General features: G+C 69.5%; 22 protein-coding genes. 10 read left to right on the top strand and 12 right to left on the bottom strand.

Annotation, left to right across the window (positions count from 1 at the left end; all coding sequences use genetic code 11):
* Positions 1–158: 158 nt before the first annotated feature.
* The 4 genes from ABT160_RS24520 to ABT160_RS24505 form a co-directional block, all read right to left on the bottom strand.
* Entirely contained in the window at positions 159–497 is a 339-nt protein-coding gene (locus tag ABT160_RS24520; protein ID WP_351649920.1) for a hypothetical protein, read from the bottom strand.
* A 7-nt stretch (positions 498–504) separates the two neighbouring features.
* Positions 505–708 (bottom strand): hypothetical protein, encoded by a 204-nt coding sequence (locus ABT160_RS24515; protein WP_351649919.1) that lies wholly within the window; start codon positions 706–708, stop codon positions 505–507.
* Between the two features lie 154 nt (positions 709–862).
* Positions 863–1045, bottom strand: coding sequence for a hypothetical protein (locus ABT160_RS24510; protein WP_351649918.1), 183 nt, complete (start codon positions 1043–1045; stop codon positions 863–865).
* Between the two features lie 210 nt (positions 1046–1255).
* Entirely contained in the window at positions 1256–2893 is a 1638-nt protein-coding gene (locus ABT160_RS24505) for a hypothetical protein (protein ID WP_351649917.1), read from the bottom strand.
* Between the two features lie 178 nt (positions 2894–3071).
* Here ABT160_RS24505 and ABT160_RS24500 point away from each other — a divergent pair, with 178 nt between their 5' ends.
* Together ABT160_RS24500 and ku are read left to right on the top strand one after the other, a co-directional pair.
* Positions 3072–3656 (top strand): hypothetical protein, encoded by a 585-nt coding sequence (locus ABT160_RS24500; RefSeq protein WP_351649916.1) that lies wholly within the window; start codon positions 3072–3074, stop codon positions 3654–3656.
* A 268-nt stretch (positions 3657–3924) separates the two neighbouring features.
* The gene (gene ku / locus ABT160_RS24495; RefSeq protein ID WP_502984295.1) at positions 3925–4893 is read left to right on the top strand and encodes a non-homologous end joining protein Ku; all 969 of its coding nucleotides are present in this window, start codon (positions 3925–3927) and stop codon (positions 4891–4893) included.
* Positions 4894–5176: 283 nt separating this feature from the next.
* Here ku and ABT160_RS24490 read toward each other — a convergent pair whose 3' ends face one another.
* The 3 genes from ABT160_RS24490 to ABT160_RS24480 all read right to left on the bottom strand — a co-directional run bounded on the left by ABT160_RS24490 (position 5177) and on the right by ABT160_RS24480 (position 6235).
* The gene (locus ABT160_RS24490; protein ID WP_351649915.1) at positions 5177–5686 is read right to left on the bottom strand and encodes a DUF6233 domain-containing protein; all 510 of its coding nucleotides are present in this window, start codon (positions 5684–5686) and stop codon (positions 5177–5179) included.
* Positions 5683–5874 (bottom strand): hypothetical protein, encoded by a 192-nt coding sequence (locus ABT160_RS24485; protein ID WP_351649914.1) that lies wholly within the window; start codon positions 5872–5874, stop codon positions 5683–5685. Before ABT160_RS24485 ends, ABT160_RS24490 begins: the two co-directional genes overlap by 4 nt.
* Before the next feature lie 106 nt (positions 5875–5980).
* Positions 5981–6235, bottom strand: coding sequence for a hypothetical protein (locus ABT160_RS24480; protein ID WP_351649913.1), 255 nt, complete (start codon positions 6233–6235; stop codon positions 5981–5983).
* A gap of 786 nt (positions 6236–7021) precedes the next feature.
* Here ABT160_RS24480 and ABT160_RS24475 point away from each other — a divergent pair.
* Genes ABT160_RS24475 through ABT160_RS24465 form a run of 3 tightly spaced genes read left to right on the top strand, consistent with a single transcriptional unit; the run spans position 7022 to position 8533 of the window.
* Entirely contained in the window at positions 7022–7201 is a 180-nt protein-coding gene (locus ABT160_RS24475) for a hypothetical protein (protein ID WP_351649912.1), read from the top strand.
* A complete protein-coding gene (locus tag ABT160_RS24470; protein WP_351649911.1) occupies positions 7198–7809 on the top strand; it encodes an RNA polymerase sigma factor in 612 nt (203 codons plus the stop codon). Before ABT160_RS24475 ends, ABT160_RS24470 begins: the two co-directional genes overlap by 4 nt.
* Positions 7810–7816: 7 nt before the next feature.
* Positions 7817–8533 (top strand): hypothetical protein, encoded by a 717-nt coding sequence (locus ABT160_RS24465; protein ID WP_351649910.1) that lies wholly within the window; start codon positions 7817–7819, stop codon positions 8531–8533.
* A gap of 308 nt (positions 8534–8841) precedes the next feature.
* On the opposite strand, the gene ABT160_RS24460 is transcribed toward ABT160_RS24465, so the two are convergent.
* The gene (locus ABT160_RS24460) at positions 8842–9114 is read right to left on the bottom strand and encodes a hypothetical protein (protein ID WP_351649909.1); all 273 of its coding nucleotides are present in this window, start codon (positions 9112–9114) and stop codon (positions 8842–8844) included.
* A 696-nt stretch (positions 9115–9810) separates the two neighbouring features.
* Between ABT160_RS24460 and ABT160_RS24455 the strand changes: the two genes are divergently transcribed.
* Together ABT160_RS24455 and ABT160_RS24450 are read left to right on the top strand one after the other, a co-directional pair.
* Positions 9811–10527 carry a hypothetical protein gene (locus ABT160_RS24455; protein WP_351649908.1) on the top strand — a complete coding sequence of 239 codons (717 nt, stop codon included), beginning with the start codon at positions 9811–9813 and terminating at the stop codon, positions 10525–10527.
* A 534-nt stretch (positions 10528–11061) separates the two neighbouring features.
* Positions 11062–11577, top strand: a complete 516-nt coding sequence (locus tag ABT160_RS24450; RefSeq protein ID WP_351649907.1) for a restriction endonuclease — start codon at positions 11062–11064, stop codon at positions 11575–11577.
* Between the two features lie 225 nt (positions 11578–11802).
* Here the strand turns inward: ABT160_RS24450 and ABT160_RS24445 are convergent, their stop codons facing one another.
* Entirely contained in the window at positions 11803–13110 is a 1308-nt protein-coding gene (locus ABT160_RS24445; protein ID WP_502984294.1) for a competence protein CoiA family protein, read from the bottom strand.
* Positions 13111–13575: 465 nt separating this feature from the next.
* Between ABT160_RS24445 and ABT160_RS24440 the strand changes: the two genes are divergently transcribed.
* Both ABT160_RS24440 and ABT160_RS24435 read left to right on the top strand, forming a co-directional pair.
* Positions 13576–13857 carry a hypothetical protein gene (locus ABT160_RS24440; protein ID WP_351649906.1) on the top strand — a complete coding sequence of 94 codons (282 nt, stop codon included), beginning with the start codon at positions 13576–13578 and terminating at the stop codon, positions 13855–13857.
* A 129-nt stretch (positions 13858–13986) separates the two neighbouring features.
* On the top strand, positions 13987–15228 hold the full coding sequence (locus ABT160_RS24435; RefSeq protein ID WP_351649905.1) for a hypothetical protein: 1242 nt from the start codon (positions 13987–13989) through the stop codon (positions 15226–15228).
* Between the two features lie 319 nt (positions 15229–15547).
* On the opposite strand, the gene ABT160_RS24430 is transcribed toward ABT160_RS24435, so the two are convergent.
* The 3 genes from ABT160_RS24430 to ABT160_RS24420 form a co-directional block, all read right to left on the bottom strand.
* Positions 15548–15766, bottom strand: a complete 219-nt coding sequence (locus tag ABT160_RS24430; protein ID WP_351649904.1) for a hypothetical protein — start codon at positions 15764–15766, stop codon at positions 15548–15550.
* A gap of 162 nt (positions 15767–15928) precedes the next feature.
* Positions 15929–16615, bottom strand: a complete 687-nt coding sequence (locus ABT160_RS24425; protein WP_502984293.1) for a restriction endonuclease — start codon at positions 16613–16615, stop codon at positions 15929–15931.
* 625 nt (positions 16616–17240) lie between these two features.
* Positions 17241–17561: a zinc finger domain-containing protein gene (locus tag ABT160_RS24420; RefSeq protein WP_502984296.1), complete on the bottom strand. Its 321-nt coding sequence runs from the start codon at positions 17559–17561 to the stop codon at positions 17241–17243.
* A gap of 81 nt (positions 17562–17642) precedes the next feature.
* On the opposite strand from ABT160_RS24420, the gene ABT160_RS24415 reads away from it, so the two are divergent.
* Complete coding sequence (locus tag ABT160_RS24415) at positions 17643–18845, top strand: IS4 family transposase (protein WP_351649941.1); 1203 nt, start codon at positions 17643–17645, stop codon at positions 18843–18845.
* Positions 18846–18997 lie beyond the last annotated feature (152 nt).

The following is an 18997-nucleotide window of genomic DNA, read 5'->3' as shown; positions in this document are numbered from 1 at the left end:
TCCCCGGAACCCGGGAGCCGGTGACGGCCCTTCGCCATCTGCGTCGTGCGGCTGCCGGGTGCCGGAGGCGGTTACTGGAGCTGGTCGAGGACGCGGCGGGCGAAGCCGAACCAGCTCTGCCCGGCGCGTCGCGCGCACAACCGTGTTCAGCAGGCATCTCACCGGGCTGTGCTGTTCACCTGAGCCCAGGCGGCCCTCAGACGGTCCTCTCCCGCACCGTGCCCGGCAGTACGGAAATGTGCGCGCATCTTGCGGTAAGAGTCTGGTCTGTGGACGGCCACCAGGTGGTGCACAACGGAGACAAGCTGCGCATCGGTCAGCGGTCCGGTGGCAGCGGTCCACTGCGGCTCTTCGGGCGCAGAAGGCAGGGCTGCCCCGCCTTGCTGAGCAAGCTGAGTGGCCAGCGCCACTGCCTCATCACGCGTTAGGGCCAGGTTCTCCGCGAGGGCCAGGACGACGGGTCCGACAAGCCTGGCGCGGTCGTAGGCGCTGTTCATGCCTACCTCAACGAGTACGGGGAGTCGCGGATGCTGAGGCGTGGTGCTCGATCAGACCGGCCCAGACGGCCGTGCCCCGCACGTGGCCGGCCAGCAGAGCCCAGGCTGCGGCGGTGAGCAGCGCGGGCCGTACGACAATGAGTACGAACGGCGGGCGGTGCCCGCGGACCATGGCCAGGCCGCACACTCCCGCCACCACGACAGCCCGCACCACCCCAGGCGTACGGCAGCGGTTTCAGGAGCTCCCCGCCAGAGCGCGTCCAGCGACGACCCTGCTCTCGGCGATCACCGCCACCGCCGCTCCCCTCCGCGGCCGAACAATGTCACCCCCCGTGCGCTGGTTGTCGTCTGGCGCGCGGGCTGCGTCAGTAGGAGGAGTCCTCGCCGAGTTCCACGCTGACTTCCTTGATCTTGCCGCTGGTGCTGAGCGTCGCGTACACGTACCGCTCGCCCTTGGCGCCGGCGTTGCGTGCGAGCCGGATCGCGTTCTCGAGCTCGTCCAGCGTCATGTCCTTGTCCTCACCGCTGTACTTGATCCTGGATGACATACCGGCATCCTGACGTTCACCGCCGTCTTCAGCAGGCGTTTGAGGGAAATCGGCTCCTCGGGCGGCCCGCAGACCAGGAGGACCTGACGGCGGTACGGGCATGGGCCCGTGGCCGCGCCCCGAGCCGGTGAGCCGGCCGGGGGTACGGCCCTCCCTGCATTCTCGGGAGGGCCGTTGTGCACCTGCGCCGCACCGTCCTGGGGTCTGCACCTACCACTGGTGGCGCAACCGGATGTGGTCCTGCGTCACGTGGGCCAGGAGCTCGGTGTCGTCGTCGGGCACCGGACGCCCAAGGCTGTGGGCGAGGGCGCGGTACAGGTGCAGCGCGTCCTGTGTCCCGGTCGCGGCGAGCACGGCCGACCACAGCGGGTCCTGGGGGCGGGTCTTCTTCTCCACCGCCGCCAGGACCTTCAGTTGGTCCTGGAAGGTCAGGCGGGCCAGCTCGCGCTGACCGGTGCGCTCACGCAGCTCCTGCCAGGTGCTGGTCCGGCCTTCCCGGGCCGCCTTCTTCAGTGCCCCCAGCGTGAAGGGGACGAGGAAGGCCAGCCTCTCGGCCTGCTCCTGCTCCGCCCGCAGCGCCTCGGCCTTGGCCCGCTCGCGTTCCGCGGCCAGGGCTTGCTGCGCGCGCTCACGCCGGTCGGCTTCGATCTCGGCGAGCCGTTGTTCGCGCGCTGCTTCCTGCCGGCGGCGCGCCCGTTCGGCCTCGTGCTTGCGAGCAGCGCTGCGTTCCTGCTCCAAGCGCTGGTGGCTGGCCTTGGCACGCTGGTACTTCTCCCGCGCCAGGCGGACGATCTCGCGTTCCGCGACGCTGACGTTGTCGTCCTTCATCAGCTTGTTGATCTGTGCGAGCAGCCCGACGGTGGGCGTCTTCTGCAGTTGCTGCAGCAGCGTGCTGCGCTGTCGAGACCGCTGGTCCAGCAGGATCTGGCCCTGGTCGCGGGCGATCGTCAGCCGGGTGACGTTGTCCGGCAGTGTCTCCGTTTCCAGCAGCTTCTTGATGGCGGCCACGGCGGAGTAGACGTGCTCCGGCTGCTGGCGCAGGGCGCGGTCCAGGTGCATCACGGCCCGCATGACCGCGTCGTTCTCCCGCGCGGTGCGGGTGCTCTCCGGCCTGGGACTAATCGTGACGATCTCACGCGGGGCCGACGGACCCGACCCGTACGGTGCTGGCCGGTCGGTGAGCGGGGCCCGTTCGGCGTCAGGCCGGGTGGTGGTGTTCACGCCCTTCGCCGTCAGCTTCACGTCGTCGAGGCTGTCCCAGGTGGTGCCCTCGCCGGGGTGCTCGGTGCCGAACCGCATGATGCGGCCGCCGCCGGGCCGGTCCTCGAACCGGATGCGCTGTACGTATCCGCGCTGGTTGAGGACGTTCGCGGGGACCGGTACGCCGGGACCGAGGATGACCTCCCACGTGCTGGCGTTCCAGTCGACGGGGTAGCTGCGGTCGAGGTGGACCAGGAGCGTGCGTCCGTCATCGAGCTCGGCCAGGACGGCGGAGCCGAGCGGCTCGGGGTAGCTGAACTGGGCAGTCGTGCCCTGAGCGCGCAGCCAGGACGACAAGTGGGCCTTGGCGAACAGGTGGTTGGCGCTGTCCTTGCCCTTCGCCGTACGCGCGCACTTCTCCCCGGAGCCGTCGGAGCCGTAGTGCGCGAAGTGACAGATCTTGTCGTGGTACAGGCGCGTGGTGAGTCGGCGGCCGCAGCCGCCTTCGAACTTGGTGCCGCACCAGAGCGTCTGATCCTGGTGCTCGAGCCGGAAGGCTATGAGTTCGTCGACGGTCTCCGGGCATACCGCCGGGTCGTCGGAGTCCGAACTCCCGAAAACCGCAGTCTGGATGAGGCGACGATCCATCGTGCTCCCTGTGGTCCAGATGAGTGACTGGCAGCATTGTGCACCTCGCCACTGACAATCGCGGGGCACTCCGCGAAAGGGCCGTCAGCCCGGCTACGCCGAGTTCCCCCGGACGCGCGGTGAAAGGAACGCCGCAGCAGGCGGGAAGCGGGGAAAGCGGGCGGGAAAATCCCGGGTCATGGCGAAGAATCGTAAGACCAGCAGGCCTGGTCCGAACAAGCAGGCAACACGGGTGGCCATGCAGCGCAAGGCCCAGCGTCTGCTGGAGACCGACCCCCTATTCCACGGCAGCCCGCCGTACGAGGGGTACCGGGAGTGGCTCGTACCAAATCCGCGCACCGGCCGGTTCGATCTGTCGGCATCCGCTCCGGCGGACACCCGGGCCTTTATCGAGCGGATCGAAAAGCTTCTGCTGCCGCTCTACCAGGGGCGGGTGCCCTCAGCGGCCACCTATCTGGATGACCGCATCAAGGAAGGCGTCCTGGTCTTCGCGGAAGGCGACGACGCCCACCACAAGGTGCGGGAAATCCCCGTCACGGAATTCGCCGCGCAGATGGGAAGCCACCACGAGGAAGACGACCACCACGAAGTGTGCCCGCAGCTGAACTGCGTGGGAGAGCAGCACGTGGCCGCCGAGCACCGGGTCTGGATCCACTTCCACCACCTGCACGCCAGCGGCCAGCTGCTGCTGAACGACCGCGATGCGATCCGCTTCACCATCCCTCCGCAATCTCCCGGAGGCGCGTGGCAGTTCGTCTTCTGACCGGGGCGAGAGCCCCGCCCAGCACCAGACCGGGGCTGCACGCACCGGCGGTCTCCAGCAGGAAGGGTCCGGGGCGATGCGACGGGCTCCGGCCGGTGTCGGGCAGACGAAGCCCGCGGTGGCCGGTCCTCGGTTGGAGGCGTTGCGGCAGCCGCTGCTTCTTGCTCCCTCCCGAGCCTTGTACTGCGGCCGGACTGGCCGACGCGACCGCAGGCTCCTGCGGGCCTACGCTGGAAGCCTGGCCAAGGGGGGCCGCCGGGAGGTCCGTGTGCCGCGCTCCGCCAAGACCGCAGACCGTGAGGCCGCCGCCGAGGTGCCCCGGTACGGGCACGCCATCTGGAAGGGCGCGATCAGCTTCGGTCTGGTCAGCATCCCGGTGGGCGTGGTCGCGGCCACCGAGAACCGCTCGGTCAGCTTCCACCAGTACCACCTCGAGGACATGGGCCGGATCCGCACCCGCAAGGTCTGCGAGCTCGACAACGAGACCGTCGCCCAGGACGACATCGGCCGCGGCTACGAGACCGCCACCGGCGACCTGATCGAAGTCACCGACGCCGACCTGGCCGCCCTCCCGCTGCCCACCGCGAAGGCCATCGAGATCGTGGCCTTCGTCCCCGCGGCCAGCATCAACCCGATCAGCCTCGACACCGGCTACTACCTCGCCGCCGCCGGCCCGGTAGCCGCCAAGCCCTACACCCTGCTGCGCCGCGCGCTGGAACGCAGCAGCAAGGTCGCGGTCGCCAAGTTCGCCTGGCACGGGCGCGAACGCCTGGGCCTGCTGCGCGTGAAGGACGACGCGATCGTGCTCCAGAGCCTGAAATGGCCCGACGAGATCCGCTCCGAGGCCTCCCTCGCTCCCCCGGCCGTGGAGGTGACGGAGACGGAGATCGACGCGGCGCTCACCCTGACCGACACCCTCGCCGCCGACGACCTGACCGGCTTCACCGACCACTACCGCGAGGCGGTGGAGGCCTTGCTCGCAGCCAAGTCCGGCACCGGCACCGGCCCTGCCGCAGCCGGCCGGGAGGAGCAGCCCGCAGCGCAGGTCGTCGACCTGATGGCCGCGCTGCAGGCCTCCGTCCGCGACGCCCAGCAGGCGCGCGGGGAGACCACCGCGCCTGCGGACGCGACGGTGCACGCGCTGCCCAAGAAGACGGCGAAGAAGCCCGCGAGGAAAGCAGCCAAGAAGACGGCCGCGAAGAAAGCGGCAGGGGGCCGGGGGTCGCGCAGCGCCTGAGGGGTTGAGCCTGGGGTGTTGTTCCGTGCCTGTGCGTGCCGCTGGCCTCCCGTGGGGAGGTCCGGGAGGCGCGGCGGGCTCCCGGCTGCCTTGCGGCTGTCCGGGCCCGGGTGGCCGCTTCCCGGCTGGCGTGCCGGAGCGGCTACGTGATCAACGATGCACCTGTTCCGGCCGTCAGGGAAGTGGCAGGCGGATCTGCCTTGGTTTCGCTGGAAAGGCCGGGAGACGCGTGACAGCAGACCCGTACGGCTGGGAGCTGCCCGGACGCCGCCGGTTCGGGAGCTCACCAGCCCTGCATGCCCTTCTCGAACCCGTGCAGCAGCGGGTCCAGTTCGTAGCAGGCGCCGCACAGGGCACAGACCCGTACCCGCGGGTCCTGGGCAGCCTGAAGGGCGCCTTCGACGGAGAGCACCGGCGCTTGCTCGGGTGCCTCGCGGCAGTCCGGGGCGTGCAGGACACTGCTCGCGCTCTGGCCTGGCCGGGGCTTGGCCAGTACCCAGCCGGACGGCCGCCGGGGCCCCAGGATGCGCCGGCTGGCGGGGAGTTTGTGGGTGGGCACCGCGTCGTAGGAGACGCCGTCGACGGGGCGGGCGTGTTCGGGCGCGCGGACCCAGACCCGGTACTCCACCTCTTCGATCACCCCGTCCTCCCGCCCGGAGTATCCGGGCAGGCCTACCTGGTAGATCCATCCCGCCTCCAGCTGACGCCGTTGGTAGAGGTGGGCGGTCACTACTTCCCCGGTGGGCAGGATCACCTGGACCGGCGGCGGGTCGTCCGGGACGGGCGCCGTCATACGCCGGCGCTGGACCCGGACCGAGCACCCTTCTGCGCGGCGACCTCGGCCTCGCGAACGGCGCGGCAGGACGGGCACAGCGGATTCCCGCCGACGCCGTAGCGCAGTGTGGCCTTGCCGCACTTGGCGCACGGGCCGCCCTGGCCGCTCGGGATGACCTGGGGCGGTGCGGGGACGGGTCTGCTCATCAGCGGGGTTCCTCTCCCACAAGATGCGAATGCATGTTCTATTTCGGTGATTCTCTCACGCACCCCGCCCAACCGGACCGGCCGCGGGGCCGGGCATCAGGCGACCTCACCGGCCTGGCTCAAGGACACAGAGTCCGACGGCCTGCTGGTCCGGCGTTCGGCGCGGGGCCCGGCGCAGCGCGGCGGCCTCGGTCACGGCAGCCTGGCGGCGGCGCTGCGCTCGGGCTTGCTCGATCGGCGTCGGTGCGTCGTCCGGGCTGAGGGCGGTCTCGGGGAACGCGCGGCGGCTCAGTTCACGCATGGCCCGGTTCTGCCATTCGATCGCCTGGGCGATGCCCTGGTCGACGCGTCGCTCGGGCACGGCGGCGTGATGGGCGGCGAGCGCACGGGGGGAAGCCGGGCGTGGCCATGTCCCGGGTCTTCACCGGCGCCTGGGGCGCGGCGGATGCTGTCGGCGCGGTCACCGTCTCGCGGGGCGCGGGAGCCGTCGGGCCCACCGCCAGGACGCGGACGGAGCGGACTGTCTGGGTGCCGGTCGTGTCGTTGATCGCAGCGACGATCCGGGGGCTGATCAGGCGGAGCTGGGTGGCTGTACGCGGCGGATACCGGGCGCAGGTACAGCTGGCCGGACACTGCGCGGAGGTGAGTGCCTGGGAGTGCTCGGCGAGTTTCAAAAAGCCGGCCGCGATCTGCGGCCACCGGTCCAGGGTGCTCTCGCCAGCGGCCGGGACGTCCCGGTCCCGGCTTCTGGGGCTTGCGTCAAGTGCGGGACACGCGCGATGTGCAGTGCCCGCTCAACACCTTGATGTGATCTGCATCACTTCGAATGTGACCGATTCGAAGGGGCCGCTTTGCGCAAAGCGACAGTCCGGGCTGCCGCATCTGACAGAACGGCAGGTCACGCACGGTGGCGGCGCGAGGCGGCGGGGTGGCGGGAGGTGGCGGCGACAACTGCGAATCTCTGTACGCAAGTTGCCGTAACCGGAGAGTCACATTCCGTTGAAAAATCATTGTCATGGGCTCTGCACGAATCGGCGTACCCAAGCGCTTTCCTGTTCCCACGAGCAATGAGGCTCCAGGCACCCGGCCGCTCCCCTGGGGACGGTGCGGCCCCGCGCTGACAGAACGTGAAGGACTCCGAAACACCGTGGACCTCGATACAGCCAGTTTCCTGCTGGCACTCGCCGCCGCCGGACGCGCCTACGCGCCCGACGTGCGGTCCGTACTCCGCCGCCTGCTCGGCGCCGGAGTCAGGGTCGGCGCCGCTGCCCTGACCGAGCACACCGCGCACCACCCCGCTGCCCTGGACGAGGGGGAGCGCCGATGACCGGCAGCCAGTCCGGCGACCCCGCCGACCATGCCACCCGCGAACCCCGCGACATGCTTCCCCACGCCTTCTGGGCCTTCCACGAGCTCTACCACCGCGCCTACTACGAGTACGCGCGCGTCCAGCTCGGCAACGCCACAGACGCCCGCGACCTGGTCGACCGCGTCTTCACACACATCGGCTTCATCTGGCGCAGTATCACCGCCGAGGAGAACCTCGGCGCCTATGCCTGGGCACTGCTCAAGGAGCGCGTCGACAGCGAGCTCACGGCCCAGGGCCGCGACCCGGCCGCCGCCGAGACCCTTGCCTTCCACCGCGCGATAGGCGCCGCCACCGGGCCGCTGCTGGACGACTTCCGTCGACAGTTCAAGGCGCAGGTTAGTGAACTGGAGTCCTCCGTGGGCCTGTTCGCCGCAATGGCCCGCCTGCCCGAGCGGCAGTTTGATGTCATGGTCCTCAACTACGCCCTGGGCTTCAGCACCGGCAGGACGGCCCTCGCCATGGGAATCAGCGAGGCCACCGTCCGCTCCACCAGGCGTACGGCCAAGAGCCGCTTGGCCGCCGACCTCAAACTGGACGTCGGTGCGGACGCCGACGACGAGGAGTGATCCACAGATGCCCCGCCCCCGGCGCAGCATCGAAGACGCCCTGGAGCAGGCCCGGGTCTTCGACGGCGAGTACACCCGAGCCGACCTCGACGCCTCGCGCCACCGCATCACCGAGGAACTGACCGAGTTCCGCTGGATGCAACTGCTGGCCGCGGACGGCCCCACCCGGGCCCGGGCTGGCCGGCTGCCCACCAGCCTGCACGAGCGGGCCGCGCACGACCTGCGCGCCCTGTGCCAGAGCATCGTCCACGCGGGCGATGCCGCCCGCCGCATCGCCCGCTTCGACGATGTACGCGACCCCGGTGGTGCCCTGGCCTTCGCCTGCCTGCTCATCCTGGCGGGCAAGGACGAAGGCGCCCAGTTCTGGCTCCAGTACGCCGCCGGTGCCGGCAACGTCACCGGCGCCCTGTGCCTGTACCTCCTGCACCTGCGGCGTGGCGAACGCCGCGACGCCCAGTACTGGGCCGGGCAGATCGCCCAGCTCGAGGCCGAACCGGGGCCGTGCCAGTACATGCCGGTCGCCCACGAGGTGGTCACCACGACCGGGGCCGCCACCGGGATCGCCGTGCACTACGCACTCCCCCAGGCCGAGGCCGCCGTGGCAGAGGACGCGGTCAAGGATGCCGTCGACGAACTCGACGCCCCCCGCCTCGACGGCCTGGGCCCCATCCCCCAGCCCAGCGCCGACCTCGCCGACCAGTGGGACGACCTCGTTACCCGTTGACTGGACGCCGGCGGGATTCCGGGCACCACGTACCGGTCCCCGTCGGCGTCGCGTGCTGACTACTCCCGCAGAGGCAGGGGAGCCGGCCTGTGCGGGTGGAGGCGTCGGATTCCCGGGGCTGGCCGCGCAGACCGGCTCTGACCTTCACCTAACCGAGTGATTCGGTCACACTATAAGGAAAGCTGCTTAAAGCCCAAAAAGTGCATGAGGGGCCACCAGATGGTGGCCCCCACACTGACTAGGGTGCGCCGGGCTACCAGCGGTACCAGCGGGCGTTGGCGCTGGTGCAGTGGGTGGCGAGGTCGGCCTCAGCGGTCCGGAAGCGAAGTGGCTGGGCTGCGGTCGCGGTCCAGGTGAGCGAGGGCGAGGAGCCGCTCTTCGGGATGCCGGGCCAGTCGGGCCATGGCCCACGCGGTGCGTGCGTCCATGCCGTCGCCGAACGCGGCGGCCAGGCGGCGGGCCTGCCATGTCGTGCGGGGCGCGAGCACCCAGCGCGCGAAGGAGAAGCGGACCATACAGCCCGGTGCAGAGCGGCGGAGGTTGCCGAGGACGAAGGCAACGGAGCGGTTCGCAGGGGGCACGGCAGAAGTCTGCTGGCGAGCGGGCCGTCCGAGACCGGGGTTGCGCTCTGCTCACCGCAACGAGTCTTCCCAGCACGACTGTTGACCGGCCCTCCTCGACGGACAAGCCGTGTCACCTGTTCGCGTGATTCCGCAGAGGCGGCGCCTCTCATCACCGCCGATTTGATGCATGATGGCTGTACCTGGCCCGAGGCGGGCCACGTTCTGATCGCCGCCCGATCCGGCGAGGGGGAACGCAAGGAGCGTAGGACAGCACCGGCCTTCTCCACACAATTCCGTCATCAGAGGTTCCTCAGTGCCCTTCGGCACGCCAGGATCGGGCAGGCGCGCCAGGAAGGCCCTGCGGTGAGCCCGCGCAACTCCTCCAAGTCTCACAAGATCCGCTACTGGTCCCAGTCTCAGGGCAAGTCCCGCAGGGCCAGCACGGCCATGGACCACCCGGCCCCACAGGCCTCCCGGGCCCAAGCCCGCTTGGAGAGCGACGTCCTCGAAGGCCTGGGTACCTCTCCCGGTCTGTGTGCGCATCCCTTCGGTATCAGCGCGCTGACCCCCACTGCGACGGGTCTCACCCTCCACCTTGATCCCTACCTGGGCCGGTCCCGGTCCTCGTTCCCCCAGCACGTGCTCGGCCGCCTCCTCCCGGCGGCCCCCGCGCCTGGAATCGCCGATGACATGCGCGGGATTCCAGGACTGCGGGTGAGCACTGGCCAGTCCACCGAGCGCCGGCTGACTCTGTACTCGGTCAGAACTCCCGGCCCCGCCCCGTCGCTCACGCTGGCGCTGCCGGCTGCCGTCACCGAGGGGTGGGCCGCTATCGAGGACCGCTTGCATCGCTGGTACGCAGAACACGATCTGCGGATTCTGTGGCGCACTCCGGAATTGCACCCGGTGGAGACGGCCTACCTCGGTGACTTTCCCGCCCTTGATGACGGCCGCGAGCAGCGGTCGCTCGTCGGCAGCGCGCTGCTGCGCCGTATCGCCTTCTTCCACACGGTCGCCGACTTCTACCGAGTCCAGTGCTGGGAGGACGGCGTAGGTTGGAAGATCGATGCCCGAACCGCCCAGCCGCGTCCCCACGGCCATGACCGACTCATCCAGCAGTTGTGCCACCCGCGGTGGGGCCTGCCTGTGCAGAGCTCCCACCGGTTCTGCTTCTGCGGCGACCCGTACGGCCCGCTCCAGTGGGGCCACACCTGCTCGTTCTACTTCGACGGCCACCGCTCCGACGAGCGGGACCGACTGTTTCTGCGGATCCACGCCAGCCCGGAAGGCTACGACTACGACCGGCAGGTCGAGACTCTGCAGCACGTCGGTGCCCCACCTGGCTGGATGGCGCGAGCCTTTCCCCAGCAGGCCTTGCAGGAGTACGCCCGTAGCCCGTTCCGGCTCAGCGGCGAGCCTCGGAGCCTCTAGGCGGAGGCCCTTCGTGCGGTTCTGCAATCGGCTTCAGGAATGGCTTCCGTTCGGGATCTGGTGGGAGTCGCCAGACAGGGCTCGGGGCGGAGCAAGGGCCGGTTCCACTTCAGGCTGGCTTCCTGATCACCACTGGGATGCGCGCCGGGGGGGGTACGGATCTTCGGTGTTCGGCTGCGCCTGGGTGGGCGGCGGGCGCATTGTCAGACCGGCGTGTTGTCATACACCGCATACAGCCAGTGACTTCGGCGTGAGGAGCCGGATATGCGGGTGCAGATCACAGGGCGTGTGAGGGATCTTCGGCGAGGAGCGCGGTCGCCCTGGCGGGCAAGACGTCGGCCTCTTGATCGATTACGGTACGCGCGGATGACGGCCTGGCGTCTGCTCTACAAAGGGTCCGCCGCGTGCCTGGTCACCCTGACCATCTGCATGGCCATCCTGTATATCGGCTGGTGGACCAGATGGTAGCCTACGCCCTTCCCCGATGCCCTCGACGCCTGTGGGCCGCTCGTCTTCCTGGCCTTCGCCGGTTGGATGCGTCAGCGCACCGGCCGCAGCGAGTGGGAGAGTGCGCACGCGGCGAAGCCGCGTCTGGTGAAGTCGGCGGAAGAGCTTGATGCCCTGGACCACGCGGGCTTCGAGTACGCGATACGGGACTTGATGCGCCGGGACGGCTTTCGGGCCAAGCGCGTCGGCGGGGCTGGTGACGATGTGTGCGATGTCTGGGCCGTCGATCTGGACGGCCGGGTGTGGACGGTCCAGGCCAAGCACCGCAGGGACGGCAAGCACGGCGCCGCGATCGGCGTAGACGTACTGCAGCGCCTCAAGGGAACGGCAAGCCCGGTCCACCGGGCCACGTTCGCCCTGGTGGTCACGAACGGACGGTTCACGAAGAGCGCCGTCCCCTGGGGGCACAAGCACGGAATCCACCTGGTCGACCGCGACCTTCTGATCGCCTGGGCAGCCGCCTCGCGCCCCTTGTGGGAACTGCTCGACCGCGTGCCCCCTCCGCTGCGCCACCCCGCGGACTGGCAGCGTGGCAAGGCCTGAACCGGTCGAGCCCGCTGGCCCTCAGCCTGAATGGTGGTTCCGCAGTTTCGCCACACGGGATCAACGATGATGCAGAGCGTCAATCAGCTTGGCGGCGGCGCGAACGACAGGATGATCGGGGGGCTAGCCGTCAGAATTCACCGTAGATTCTCGCGCCCCACCGGTAGTGCGGGCTCCCATCGGTGTCGGGCTTGCCGGATGGCGGGCGTGTTGCGGATGGCGTCGTCAGAGCTCAGCCGCTTGCCGACGTTCGCCAAGACCGAGGTGAGCCAGACGCGAGGTTCGCAGGCCGTTTCTTTCCAAGGACTGGAGCTCCGTAGCGTTGCGGGCAAAGACCTGCTGGAAGGCGAGCTGCGGGGAGAGCTGGATCAGTTCTGGGCAGGGCCGCACGATCCCGTAAAGCAAGTGGTCGGAGTGGACTGGGATGCCGTACGCCCAGCAGGCCTGACCACTGGTCTCTTTCGGAAAGTGGATGCGTACGCCGTCGTCCTCCCAGGCCGTCTGGGCCAAGGCAACGAACACGTCCTGCACCTGACCGTGTGTCAGCTGGTCCCACCACGCCTGCCCGGCGGCCTTGGCTTCCCGTTGCAGTTCATCGCGTTCCCTCCTGCGCTCCGCGTAGAAACGCCGCTGTTCCTCGGCTTGCTGGGCCAGGAGCCGCCGAACTGCTTCACGCTCGGCCTCCTGCTGGGCCGCCTTGCGCTCTTGCAGCTCACGCCGGCGCTGCTGCGCGATCTGGCCTGCTGGCGTGGCGAGCCACACCTCTCGCCGGGCGCGCGCCGCGGCCTTCGCCTTCTCTTCCCGGACCCGCTGGGCCTGCGCTCGCTCATGCCGCTGCTGCGCGGCGAGGGCCTCCGCTTCCTCTCTGCACCGCCGGGCCTCCTCGATTCGGCGCCGCTCCCGCTCCGAGGAATCCTGGGCCTGGGCGGATGTGCGGGAAGTCCACCACAGCTCCCGCCTCAACCACTCCTGGCTCGCGCCGGTGTCCCGGACCACGCTCTGCTGATGCGGGAGGCTTCGGCAGGGCCTCAGCTGCCCGCGCACGACCCAGCACACGAACTGTGCCAGGTCTGCTTCCCGGAACGACCAGCGGTCTGAGGCGAAACTTCCCAGTCCGTCGTCGACCCTCCATACCTCGCCAACTTCCTGCGGGGCTCGCACCCGGACGGACGGCACCACGCCCATCCACACCGGGGCCTGGCCGTGCGGCGACACCCAGCACACCCCGATCCCCGCGGCCGCGTACCGGTCGGTGCGTGCCTGGATGTCCTCCACGGTGATCGCGGACAGCTGTGCTTCCCAGGCGATGCGCTGGCTCCCGTCGGGCGAGGTGGCCATCACGTCGGCTCGCCATGAACCGTCCGGGGCCGCGACCTCGAGCTCGGCGTACCAGCCGGCGTCCCGGACGGCCCAGCAGCACTCCAGCTTGAGCATGTGGTGCTCGCGCGACTCGTTCGCCAGTGAGCAGTTCTGCGGCCGGCCGCCGTCGTGGCAGAAGTACTTCACCTTGTGAGGCGAGTGCTTGGCGTGCACGGCCCACCCGCATTCCGGACATCTCAGCGCCACCCTGGGTGAGACCCGGAAGACCTGCTCCCACGTCAGGCCAGCTCCGAGATCCGGCTGGGTGGAATCGATCCGGCCTACTTCAGGGTGAAGAGCAGTGAAAGGCATAAAAGTTATCTCCTGCACTATTAGCCGTGTATGGCTCGGAATTTGATACACAGGAGATAGCAGGCGGCACTGACAGTGAGAATTGCGGTGGCGCTGGTCGCGGGTCTGACCCAGGCACTGACTGACGCTTCTGTTGTCCTTGCGATGAATCGTCGGCTCGCGGGCAGCGCCACCGCGCGCGTGACCATCGATGTCCGTCCCATACGTGCCAGCCGAATCAGCCGGAGCCCTCTTCCGCACAGGGACGCCTGCCTGTGAAGCAGCCGGTGGGTACGTGCCGAGCCGTCGCTCGATCGCCATCACTGTGATCCTTGAGAGGATCGGTTCGTGACCGAAGAAGCGGAGGGCCAGAGCAGCATGTGGGGAGACGGCAAGACCCTGTACGACGTCGTCCCCGTCCTTGAGGCTCTCGTCGAGACTGTCGGGCGGGATCTGGTCTTGGAGGAGTACGCGCTAGCGCGTGCCGCGGCGGACATGGCGGCGGCATTGATCGTGGAGCAGCGGGAGTCGACGGGGATCGCCGACGAGAAAACGGCACTGCTCGTCGTCCGCGCACTCGCCGAGTCGGCTGCTGCTACAGAACGCGCGCTTGATGGATCCAGTTCGTAGCAACGCACCATGGCGGTCAGACTGCACTGAGAACCACTCAAGGTCCGATGCGACAGGACAGTGGCCGGTCTTTCCGCGCGTGGGCCTTCGTGGTCCCCTGAAGCCTTGTGATCAAGGGGGGTGGAGGCGGTGGACAAGGCACGCCTGTTCCAGAACGGCACGATCGGCCCGAAGGTCTTTGCGTACGAGATCGACGGCGAACCCTGGTGGCGCAGCCAGAAGGCCCCGCTGATCTGCGCGTTCTGTAAGACGCCCGTGGTGTCCCAGCGCATCACGGTGGGCCGTGCTCCCCGCGGTGCCCTGTTCCGGCTCGCCCGCGACCGGCAGCACGAGGACATCTGCCCCCTCAACCCCGTCGAAGTGCTACAGAAGATCGCACGCGGCTCTCAGGGCGTGGCCGTCATCGACGGCGACGAGCTGCACCTGGTCCTGCCCGACGACGTGCACCAGATCGGCGCCGCCGCCCCCGTCATCGACACGGACCCCGCCGACGGCGGAGACCCGTTCGGCGTGCACGTCTCCACGGTCCGGCCGCTACTGCCCCCTCTGATCAACAGCGCGGTCGTCATCGTCCGCTTCCTGCAGAAGCACGATTACGACACCGACGTGGTCGCCCAGTTCAAGGTGCGGTGCCCCGGCGAGAAGGAGGCGGTGAGCTGGGGTGAGTTCTGCTACGGCCCCGCGCCCGCCGACCAGGCCCGGCTGTACACACGCCTGGCCCGCGGGTCCAGGCCACCGCACCCCGTGGCCGTCTATGGCCGCATCGCCAAGGTCGAGAAGGACAGCAGTCAGGGCCGGCCCGTCCTGCGGCTCGCCGACGGGAGCGGCTTCACCGTACGCATCCGGTCCGAGCACGACAGCCTCCTCGCCCCGCTCGCGGCCGGCGCCTTCGTCATGGCCGTGGGCACCTGGAAGATCTGGACACGCCGCACGGGCAGACCCGAGCTGCAGTTGTTCGCCGAAGAGCACTGGCAGCTCGCCTACTGGTCCTACGACGCCGCCACCGGACACAGCAGCCCGCCCGCCTGCCCACCGCCGCTCTCGCTCGCCCAGCGCACCCTCCGGCAGACCCGGGCGGCCACCACCCGCAAGCCCGGACCGCGACGGCCGACCCGCCTCGCCCCCCAGATGCCGCGCTCCACCGGGCCGTCCCCGTCTGCCGCACCACCACCGGCTGCTCAGCCTCCAAACCCGCCAGTGGCGCCAGCACCTCCAGCATCGCCCGCCCCGGTCGGACCGGATGCGGCACCACCCAAACCGCCGACGCCCACGACACCGCCGCTTCCGCCGAAGCCCTCGGCGCCGCCCCCACCGGCGGTCCCTCCCCGCCAGCGGACGCGGCGGAGCTGGTGGCCCTTCGGCCGTCGCTGATCTCGTACGCAGAGCGTTCGATCAGATTGAGTCGAGAGTGGGGCGGACACGCAAGAAGGCCGTTCGGCAGATGCCGGACGGCCTTCGAGAAGTCTGAACCCTGGGTGTGTGGCCTGCCCCTTTCGGGGCTACCCAGCAGGCCGAGGTCCGCCGCAGCCTCCTCGCCGACCTGGACGCCGCTGTTGCGCGGCATCAGCGAGCCGCCCGAGGCCCTGCGGAACCTCCCGCCGCTCGTCGACCTCGCCTGACGCGCCCCGAAGCCCGTGGACCCCGGCGGTCGGCCGCCGGGGTCCACGCACGTCCAGGAGCAAGGCCCGCGCTACTCGAACGCGTTGGGCTCGGTCGCCTCACCGGGCCCCGCGACGTACAGGGCCAATGTCGTCCAGGTGCCGCCGCACCTGGAGTTGGGGCAGGAGCGGATCTCCCACACGCCGTCCTCGGTCACCTCTCCGGGCGGCCACTCGACGTTCTTGAGGCAGTCCTTGCAGATCATCTCGATGTGCCGGCGTATCCAGGTGCCGGCGGGGAGGTTCGCCATCCCACCGCCCTACGCACCACCCTACGAAGGTCCCTCTCCTGTCAGAGGTCACCGACCGGGCGCGCTGCAGGCCTTCGCTCACACCTCACACCCTGACACAAAACCCTTCCCACCTGCACGAACAGGGTGTGAGCCTGACAGGCGGGCCTGCTTTCGTCTCGGCTAGACGGGCGGGCGCCGTGTGCCGCCGCCGCTGCCGTTGAGCGGGATCAGCGTCTCCAGATGGGCGCCCTTGACCCAGGAGCCCAGCAAGTCGCGGTGCAGGGCCACGATGTCCTGGCGGACCGCCAGGCCGAGCGCTGCCTTCGTGAACGTGCGGCAGGTGGTGACGAACAGGGCGACGTCCGCGCCGTGCTCGGGACGGGCGGTGCCGACGAACTTCTGCATGTCCTGCGAGGACACGCTGCGCTCCGGCGCGTACTTCTTGACCTGCACGACGAGCTTGCGGCCATCGGCGAGGTAGCCGACGACGTCGGCGCCCAGGTCACCGCTCTTGCCGCTGACGACGACCTTCGTGCAGCCGTCCCGGCGGCACAGGTCGGCGACGTACTTCTCGAAGTCCTGCCATGTCAGCGCGTCGACTTCCGCCATCGACAGCTCCCGCGCCTTCGCTTCCTCCTCGGCCCTCCACCGCTGGTCCGCGGTGACCGCGGACCGGTGCGCACGCATCAGGACCCAGCCGATTGCGCCCACCGTCACGATGGCGAGCGCGGCCAGCAGCACGGGCCACACCGTCGCCCAGTTCCCCGCCACCCACACTGCGGCGACCACGGCTGCCGCCGCGGCCCACCCTTGGAGCTGCCTGCGCGTCCGCTTCTTCAAGCGTCGGCGCCGTCGTCGTGCTGCCATCACTCCCCCACTCCCCTGAGTCTGTGATCCGCAGTGTGAAAGCCCTGCTCGGCCCCGGCAAGAGGGCCTGGCGCCGCCTCGGGCGCTGCCGTGGTCACTGGTCGAACCGAATCGGGTAGGAGACCGTCGGCGTCGGCGCGGGCTTCGGGTCGTCCCAGCCCTCGAAGTGCACCGGGTACGTGACCGTCGGCGTCGGTCGTGGCGAGTGACCAGGACCGTCGCTGTCGGCCCCTCGTGTCGTCCCGCCGTAGCCCACGGCCGCGAGCCCCAGCAGGAGCAAAACCGACAGATCTCGCTTCGCTCCCGGCGCCCACCGGAAGTACCGGCGTACCTTCCGCCCGCCGCGCTCGTGCTCCTCAACCTAGGGCAATGTTCCGCTCCTTCGCCGCAACTCGGTTGATCCGACGTCCCGTTGAGATGAGGACACCACCCGGGTCTGACAATGCGTCACGAGTGGGCTGCCGAGAGCAGCAATATCCGGACGCCGACGCCTCCCCCCGCGCCTCCCGCTGAAGTCGGCGACCAGGCTGTTTCCGTGACAAGGGAAGCAGGAACCAGCCGAATGCGGCCCTGTAAGGCGGGCGCGCCGGGCACGGCTTCACTGGCACAGCCAGTCTTCGTCAGGTCATGCCTCTGTGCCGGCCTCGGGCCGGGGCTTTCGAATACGGGTGAACTCCTTGGCCCGTTCGACGCGTGAGCGGTGCGGGCCGCCCGGCGTCGTGCACCGGGCGTCGGCGCCCTGGCCGCAGTCAGGGCAGCTCACCTCATACACCCGCCACGGGGGCGGCGGCTTCGGCTGGTTCCGCTGCCGTTCCCTGCGTTCGTCGATGATCGGCTTCAGCCGCTCGTCATGGGGCACGCGCCGCACCTGACGGGTGCGGCTCCCGTTGTCGACGACGCACTCCTGGCCGCTGCCCGCCCGGCAGCGTGGACAGCTGGTCTTGATCCAATACCGTTAGTTTAAGCTCTCCCTGGGGCGATTCTGATGGATGCTCAGGGAGTGGGTATGGGGCCGGGGTTGCGTGACGTGGTGAGTGTGGGGGTGCTGGCCCGGGTGTATCCCGCGGGTCTGGTGGACCAGGTGCTGGAGTCGTGTGAGCGGGTCGAGCGCCGTTCTCGGCTGCTTCCGGCCCGGCTGGTGATGTATTTCGTGCTCGGGATGGCGTTGTTCTCGCCGGATCCGTACCTGGAGGTCATGCGCAAGACGACGTTCGGGCTGCGGCAGATCGGGCTGCTGGGGGCCTGGAGCGAGCCGAGCAAGCCGTCGATCTTCCTTGCTCGTCGGAGGCTGGGATCGGAGCCGCTGCGGGAGTTGTTCGTCCGGGCCGCTGTGCCGCTGGCCGATCCGGTGGAGAGCTGGGCGTTCTGGCGGGGTCTGCGGCTGATGGCGGTGGACGGGACCTGCCTGGACCTGGCCGACACTGCGGCCAATGAGGAGGAGTTCGGGCGGCACGGCGGCCAGCCCAAGGCGGGCAAGACACCTTACAAGCGGGCGGCGTTCCCGCAGGCCAGGGTCGTGGGACTGGTCGAATGCGGTACACACGCCATCGTTGACGCGCAGGTGTCGGCGTACACGGTGCACGAGGCGGTGACCGGCCGGGACCTGGCCCGCTCGATGGGGCCGGGCATGCTGGTGCTGGGTGACCGGGGGCTGCCCGGCGTGGACCTGTGGCGGGCCTGGTCGGCCTCGGGAGCGGATCTGCTGCTGCGGCTGGCGAACAGGCGCTACCGGCTCGACCCCGAGCAGGTGCTGCCGGACGGTTCCTGGATCACTACGATCCACGGCCGGACAGACCACCGGCGCGAGCATGGCATCACCGTCCGGGCCTTGCGCTACCAGCTCGACGACGGCCAGGAAACCTACACCCTGCTGACCACGCTGCTCGACCACGAGCTTTACCCAGGGCCCGAGTTGGCCGCCCTCTACACCGAGCGATGGGAGATCGAGACGACCTTCAAAGAACTCAAGACCCAGCAGATCGGCGCGAACACCGTCCTGACCAGCAAGACCCCGGACGGAGTCCTCCAGCAGATCTGGGGCCACCTCCTCGTGCACTACGCACTGCGCGTCCACATGCTCGAAGCAGCCCGCGCCAACACGGACGCCCTCGACCCCGACCGGCTCTCGTTCACCACCTGTCTGCGCGCCGCCCGCCGCATCGCCCTGATGCCGCCGGCGGACTTTCCCCCCTCACCACCGCAGCCCCTTCACCCTCGCCCTCGTTCTTGACGAACTCCTGGCCACGATCAACCCGCCACGGCGGCCACGGACCAACCCGCGCGTCACCAAACGCATCATCTGCCGCTACCGCGTCAAGAAACCCGGCGACCAGGGCACACCCACACCCCCACACACCCCAACACTCCAACCCCACCAACTCT

This window comes from Streptomyces sp. NPDC001941, assembly GCF_040296945.1.
GTDB lineage: Bacteria > Actinomycetota > Actinomycetes > Streptomycetales > Streptomycetaceae > Streptomyces.
This window is presented reverse-complemented; position numbering and strand designations above follow the sequence as displayed.

Coding starts and splice junctions, on each gene's coding strand:
- ABT160_RS24520 (WP_351649920.1), bottom strand. CDS start 497: ATGAACAGCGCCTACGACCGCGCCAGGCTTGTCGGACCCGTCGTCCTG.
- ABT160_RS24430 (WP_351649904.1), bottom strand. CDS start 15,766: ATGGCGAACCTCCCCGCCGGCACCTGGATACGCCGGCACATCGAGATG.
- ABT160_RS24500 (WP_351649916.1), top strand. CDS start 3,072: ATGGCGAAGAATCGTAAGACCAGCAGGCCTGGTCCGAACAAGCAGGCA.
- ABT160_RS24425 (WP_502984293.1), bottom strand. CDS start 16,615: ATGGCAGCACGACGACGGCGCCGACGCTTGAAGAAGCGGACGCGCAGG.
- ABT160_RS24510 (WP_351649918.1), bottom strand. CDS start 1,045: ATGTCATCCAGGATCAAGTACAGCGGTGAGGACAAGGACATGACGCTG.
- ABT160_RS24465 (WP_351649910.1), top strand. CDS start 7,817: ATGCCCCGCCCCCGGCGCAGCATCGAAGACGCCCTGGAGCAGGCCCGG.
- ABT160_RS24505 (WP_351649917.1), bottom strand. CDS start 2,893: ATGGATCGTCGCCTCATCCAGACTGCGGTTTTCGGGAGTTCGGACTCC.
- ABT160_RS24485 (WP_351649914.1), bottom strand. CDS start 5,874: ATGAGCAGACCCGTCCCCGCACCGCCCCAGGTCATCCCGAGCGGCCAG.
- ABT160_RS24450 (WP_351649907.1), top strand. CDS start 11,062: ATGCGTCAGCGCACCGGCCGCAGCGAGTGGGAGAGTGCGCACGCGGCG.
- ABT160_RS24470 (WP_351649911.1), top strand. CDS start 7,198: ATGACCGGCAGCCAGTCCGGCGACCCCGCCGACCATGCCACCCGCGAA.
- ABT160_RS24490 (WP_351649915.1), bottom strand. CDS start 5,686: ATGACGGCGCCCGTCCCGGACGACCCGCCGCCGGTCCAGGTGATCCTG.